This is a genomic window from Enterobacter sp. SECR19-1250 (assembly GCF_013391025.1).
Taxonomy (GTDB): domain Bacteria; phylum Pseudomonadota; class Gammaproteobacteria; order Enterobacterales; family Enterobacteriaceae; genus Enterobacter; species Enterobacter cloacae.
In genome coordinates, this window is sequence record NZ_JACASJ010000028.1 from 44,389 (window position 1) to 50,426 (window position 6,038).

The following is a 6,038-nucleotide window of genomic DNA, read 5'->3' on the forward strand; positions in this document are numbered from 1 at the left end:
GACTACGGGACTTACACCATGACCGAAAAAAAATATATCGTTGCGCTCGACCAGGGCACCACCAGCTCCCGCGCTGTCGTAATGGATCATGACGCGAACATTGTCAGCGTGTCACAGCGTGAATTTGAGCAAATCTATCCTCGTCCAGGCTGGGTAGAGCACGACCCGATGGAGATCTGGGCATCGCAAAGCTCCACGCTGGTCGAAGTGCTGGCGAAAGCCGATATCAGTTCTGACGAAATAGCCGCGATTGGTATTACCAACCAGCGTGAAACGACAATCGTCTGGGAACGTGAAACCGGCAAGCCAATTTATAACGCCATCGTCTGGCAGTGTCGTCGTACGTCAGAGATTTGCGAACAGCTGAAGCGCGACGGTATGGAAGAGTACGTCCGCAGCGCCACGGGCCTGGTGGTCGACCCGTATTTCTCGGGTACCAAAGTGAAGTGGATCCTTGACCACGTGGAAGGTTCACGTGAGCGTGCAAAACGCGGCGAACTGCTGTTCGGTACCGTCGATACCTGGCTTATCTGGAAGATGACCCAGGGTCGCGTCCACGTCACGGACTACACCAACGCCTCGCGTACCATGCTGTTCAACATCAACACGCTGGAATGGGATGACAAGATGCTGGACGCGCTGGATATTCCACGCGCTATGCTGCCAGAAGTACGTAAATCTTCTGAAGTGTACGGTCAGACCAACATCGGTGGTAAAGGCGGCACGCGTATTCCTATCGCCGGTATCGCCGGTGACCAGCAGGCGGCGCTGTTCGGCCAGCTGTGCGTTAAAGAAGGGATGGCGAAAAACACCTACGGTACCGGCTGCTTTATGCTGATGAACACCGGCGAGAAAGCGGTGAAATCAGAAAACGGTCTGCTGACCACCATCGCCTGCGGCCCACGCGGTGAAGTGAACTATGCGCTGGAAGGTGCGGTGTTCATGGCGGGTGCATCCATCCAGTGGCTGCGCGACGAGATGAAGCTTATCAGCGATGCGTTCGACTCCGAGTACTTCGCCACCAAAGTGAAGGATACCAACGGCGTGTACGTGGTACCTGCGTTTACCGGTCTGGGCGCACCGTACTGGGATCCGTATGCACGCGGCGCGATTTTCGGCCTGACGCGTGGTGTGAATGCTAACCACATTATTCGCGCCACCCTGGAATCTATCGCTTACCAGACGCGCGACGTACTGGAAGCGATGCAGGCTGACTCCGGCATCCGTCTGCACGCGCTGCGCGTGGACGGCGGTGCGGTCGCGAACAACTTCCTGATGCAGTTCCAGTCCGACATTCTGGGCACCCGCGTGGAACGCCCGGAAGTGCGCGAAGTGACCGCGCTGGGTGCGGCGTACCTTGCGGGTCTGGCGGTCGGCTTCTGGCAGAATCTGGACGAGCTGCAGGAAAAAGCGGTTATCGAACGTGAATTCCGCCCTGGCATCGAAACCACCGAGCGTAACTACCGCTACAGCGGCTGGAAGAAAGCGGTGAAACGCGCCCTGGCGTGGGAAGAGCACGAAGAGTAATCATACATTCCCTCTCCCCCGGGGAGAGGGTCAGGGTGAGGGGCTCCGGCTGCACCGGTCCCCTCGCCTCGCCCCACTCTGTGATAAACTTCGTGCAATTCCTTTTGATTGCACGAGTACCTCATGAAACGTGAACTTGCTATCGAGTTTTCCCGCGTTACCGAAGCCGCTGCCCTGGCAGGCTATAAATGGCTTGGCCGTGGCGACAAAAATACCGCCGACGGTGCGGCTGTCCATGCCATGCGCATTGTCCTCAATCAGGTCAATATTGACGGCACTATTGTGATCGGCGAAGGCGAGATCGACGAAGCGCCAATGCTCTACATCGGTGAAAAAGTGGGTACCGGCAAAGGCGATGCCGTGGATATCGCCGTCGACCCGATCGAAGGCACACGCATGACGGCGATGGGTCAGGCCAACGCGCTGGCCGTGCTGGCCGTGGGTGATAAAGGCTGCTTCCTCAACGCACCGGATATGTACATGGAAAAGCTGATCGTCGGTCCAGGCGCGAAAGGCGCCATCGACCTCAGCCTGCCGCTGGAAGAGAACCTGCGTAACGTCGCCAGCGCGCTGAACAAACCGCTGAGCGAACTCACCGTCACCATTCTGGCGAAACCGCGTCACGACGCTACCATCGCGCAGATGCAAAAGCTGGGCGTACGCGTGTTTGCCATCCCGGATGGCGACGTGGCGGCCTCCATTCTGACCTGCATGCCAGACAGTGAAGTGGATGTCCTGTACGGTATTGGCGGCGCGCCGGAAGGCGTGGTCTCTGCTGCGGTGATCCGCGCGCTGGATGGCGACATGCAGGCCCGCCTGCTGCCTCGTCATGAGGTCAAAGGCGACAACGAAGAGAATCGCCGCATTGGCGAAGATGAGCTGGCGCGCTGTGAGGCAATGGGTATCGAAGCCAATAAAGTCCTCGCACTTCACGAAATGGCCCGCAGCGACAACGTTGTTTTCTCCGCGACCGGCATCACCAAAGGCGATCTGCTGGATGGCATCACCCGCAAAGGCAACATGGCGACCACGGAAACGCTGCTGATCCGCGGTAAATCGCGCACCATTCGTCGCATTCAGTCAATTCACTATCTCGACCGTAAAGACCCGGACGTACAGACGCACATTCTGTAAAACCGTTTGATCGATAGAGCTTTCCGGCCCGAATGGGCTGGATATCTTCATCACAAATACGGAAGATAGATCCGAGAAACAGCACAGGAGAAGATCATGGCGGACTGGGTAACAGGTAAAGTCACTAAGATAAAATTCTGGACCGATGCGCTATTTAGTCTCACCGTGCACGCCCCCATCCATCCGTTTACGGCCGGACAGTTTGCCAAACTGGGGCTGGATATCGACGGCGAACGCGTGCAGCGCGCTTACTCGTACGTCAACGCGCCCGATAATCCGGATCTCGAGTTCTATCTGGTTACCGTCCCGGACGGCAAACTCAGCCCGCGCTTGGCGGCGCTTAAACCCGGTGATGATGTCCAGATTGTGAGTGACGCAGCAGGTTTCTTCGTCCTTGACGAAATTCCGGACTGCGAAACCCTGTGGATGCTGGCAACCGGCACGGCCATCGGCCCCTATCTCTCCATTCTGCAGTACGGCAAAGACCTGGAGCGGTTTAAAAACATCGTGCTGGTGCATGCCGCGCGTTACGCCGCAGACTTAAGCTATCTGCCGCAGATGCAGGAGCTGGAGCGGCAGTATGCCGGAAAGCTGAAAATCCAGACCGTGGTAAGCCGCGAAACGGCAGCAGGTTCGCTGACCGGCCGCGTGCCGGCATTAATTGAGAGTGGAGCCCTGGAAGAAGCCGTTGGCTTGCCGATGCGTGCCGAAACCAGCCACGTGATGCTGTGTGGTAACCCGCAGATGGTACGGGACACTCAGCAGCTTCTGAAAGATACCCGGCAGATGACGAAACACCTTCGCCGCCGACCGGGTCATATGACCGCCGAACACTACTGGTGATCAGCGGTATTTCACCTCAAGAGTGTCTTTACCGTATTTGTTTTCGCTCTGGGTGCCGATGAACGCACCCAGATCGATAACCATCATCACAAAGATAATGGTCGGTAGCAGTCTGCCCACCACCCAGGGGAGGATGGACGGAAGTATTGACCAGTTCCCGGCGACCAGCATCCACGCCAGAATAATCAGAAAAGCCCATGCACCGGAACGACCGCGATCGTGCAGGCGTTTCACCACCACGGCCGCGGTTGGCCATAGTAAACAAACCAGCGCAAACGCCGCGGTTTGTGTGCTCAGCCATGCGTTATAGGCCACAAAAAACAGAAGCAGCATAGCGATAATCCACGTCGCCATCCAGATCCAGAAATCACGGCGTCCAATACGCCCTTTGAATGAAAACAACCACTGCTGTATGGTCATGTAAGGTTCCTTATTATCATATCATGCGCATTTTACCCTGGAGTTGTGACCTTTTGACAAGCCGACCAGATATCGATTTAATCATGAGCACTTACGGCCAGGGACAATGTTGATGAAAAATTCGGCACACCTTCTTTTCCTGTGTTTCGCGATGCTGAGCGCCGGTCTCCCCCTGCACGCCGCCGAACCCCCTGCTCCGACAACCGCGCCCTACCTCCTGGCGGGTGCGCCATCGTTCGATCAGTCCATCAGTCAGTTTCGTGAAACGTTTAACAAAACCAATCCAACGCTGCCGCTGGATGAATTTCGCGCCATTGATGGCGCACGCGATACTCCAAACCTGACCCGTGCCGCCAGCAAGATTAACGAAAACTTGTACGCTTCCACTGCGCTGGAGCGCGGTACGCTAAAAATCAAAAGTATGCAGATCACCTGGCTGCCGATTCAGGGGCCAGAGCAGAAAGCCGCCAAGGCGAAGGCGCTGGAGTACATGAGCGCGGTGCTGCAGGCATTTACGCCCGCACTGACAAAAAAACAGAGCCAACAAAAGCTGCAAAAACTGCTGGTTACGGGTAAAAACAAGCGCTATTACACCGAAACCGAAGGCGCGGTGCGCTATGTGGTGGCGGATAACGGCGAAAAAGGCCTGACCTTCGCTGTTGAACCGATTAAGCTGGCACTATCTGACACACCCGGAGGGGCGAATTAATGACAAAAAGCAAAGCCTTTCGAGGGAAAATCTCTATACTGATTCACAGACCATGCTGCCCGTCAGGGTGGCCATATTCCTTAATTCGCTTATTTAGCGTGGAGAATTGAAATGCGACATCCTTTAGTGATGGGTAACTGGAAACTGAACGGCAGCCGCCACATGGTAAACGAACTGGTTGCGAACCTGCGTAAAGAGCTGGCTGGCGTGACTGGCTGCACGGTTGCTATCGCTCCGCCGGATATGTACCTGGATCTGGCTAAACGTGCCGCTGACGGCAGCCACATCATTCTGGGCGCACAGAACGTTGACGTTAACCTGTCTGGCGCATTCACCGGTGAAACCTCCGCTGAAATGCTGAAAGATATCGGCGCCAAATACATCATCATCGGCCACTCTGAGCGTCGCACCTACCACAAAGAATCCGACGAGTTCATCGCGAAGAAATTTGCGGTGCTGAAAGAGCAGGGTCTGATCCCGGTTCTGTGCATCGGTGAAACCGAAGCAGAAAACGAAGCAGGCAAAACGGAAGAAGTGTGCGCACGTCAGATCGACGCTGTGCTGAAAACGCAGGACGCGGCAGCATTCGAAGGCGCGGTTATCGCTTACGAGCCAGTCTGGGCGATCGGTACCGGCAAATCTGCAACCCCAGCGCAGGCTCAGGCGGTTCACAAATTCATCCGTGACCACATTGCGAAAGCCGACGCTAAAGTGGCAGAGCAGGTCATCATCCAGTACGGCGGTTCCGTAAATGCCTCTAACGCGGCAGAACTGTTCACCCAGCCAGACATCGATGGCGCGCTGGTTGGCGGTGCATCCCTGAAAGCTGACGCTTTCGCGGTGATCGTTAAAGCGGCAGAAGCGGCTAAACAGGCGTAATGCTGTTGTGGCGGGTGGCGCTTGCGCTTACCCGCCCTACAAAATCGCTACAAACGACCTAAAACGCTAAACCACAGATAATCCAGCGGCAGCAGCACCAGATACGTGGCAATTGCCAGCGCCAGACAGAGCACCATCCCCGCCCTTGCAGGCACCTTTCCTAAGCCCATCGCCACCACTATCGGCGACGCCTGATACGGCAGCAGCGGCGTGGAATAGCCCAGCACCTGAATCATGATGACAGACAATAGCGGAAAGCCCGTCGCCTCCGAAAAGTTTTGCGCCAGCGTGGTGTAGAGCGCCGGAACGCCGTTAGCCGTCATAATAAAGTTCAGTGCCGTGGTGATCCCGGTCAGCGCCAGGAAACTGGTAAACGGTCTGTCGGCGTCCAGCGGCATTATCTTCAGCAACGCCTCCCCCACCGCCGGACCGATACCGGTTTGCGTCACCACAATCGCCAAACCGAGGATGGGTGATGCTGCCAACTTACTGATTTAGTGTATGATGGTGTTTTTGAGGTGCTCCA

The 6,038-nt window shown here is 56.2% G+C and carries 6 protein-coding genes and 1 pseudogene; 5 read left to right on the top strand and 2 right to left on the bottom strand.

The annotated features are described in order from the left end of the window. Nucleotides 1-18: 18 nt before the first annotated feature. The 3 genes from glpK to fpr all read left to right on the top strand — a co-directional run bounded on the left by glpK (nucleotide 19) and on the right by fpr (nucleotide 3,504). On the top strand, nucleotides 19-1,527 hold the full coding sequence (glpK, locus tag HX884_RS09845; protein WP_038420817.1) for a glycerol kinase GlpK: 1,509 nt from the start codon (nucleotides 19-21) through the stop codon (nucleotides 1,525-1,527). Between the two features lie 123 nt (nucleotides 1,528-1,650). Next, on the top strand, nucleotides 1,651-2,661 hold the full coding sequence (gene glpX / locus HX884_RS09850) for a class II fructose-bisphosphatase (protein ID WP_013099319.1): 1,011 nt from the start codon (nucleotides 1,651-1,653) through the stop codon (nucleotides 2,659-2,661). A gap of 96 nt (nucleotides 2,662-2,757) precedes the next feature. Continuing rightward, complete coding sequence (fpr, locus tag HX884_RS09855; RefSeq protein ID WP_013099320.1) at nucleotides 2,758-3,504, top strand: ferredoxin--NADP(+) reductase; 747 nt, start codon at nucleotides 2,758-2,760, stop codon at nucleotides 3,502-3,504. Here the strand turns inward: fpr and HX884_RS09860 are convergent, their stop codons facing one another. Continuing rightward, nucleotides 3,505-3,924: a DUF805 domain-containing protein gene (locus tag HX884_RS09860; RefSeq protein ID WP_020686904.1), complete on the bottom strand. Its 420-nt coding sequence runs from the start codon at nucleotides 3,922-3,924 to the stop codon at nucleotides 3,505-3,507. A gap of 112 nt (nucleotides 3,925-4,036) precedes the next feature. Between HX884_RS09860 and HX884_RS09865 the strand changes: the two genes are divergently transcribed. Next, a complete protein-coding gene (locus tag HX884_RS09865; RefSeq protein WP_178328062.1) occupies nucleotides 4,037-4,633 on the top strand; it encodes a DUF1454 family protein in 597 nt (198 codons plus the stop codon). A gap of 111 nt (nucleotides 4,634-4,744) precedes the next feature. Next, entirely contained in the window at nucleotides 4,745-5,512 is a 768-nt protein-coding gene (tpiA, locus tag HX884_RS09870) for a triose-phosphate isomerase (protein ID WP_178328063.1), read from the top strand. Between the two features lie 47 nt (nucleotides 5,513-5,559). On the opposite strand, the pseudogene HX884_RS09875 reads toward tpiA, so the two are convergent. After that, nucleotides 5,560-5,982, bottom strand: a pseudogene (locus HX884_RS09875) (citrate transporter); the annotation flags it as partial. Between the last annotated feature and the right edge of the window lie 56 nt (nucleotides 5,983-6,038).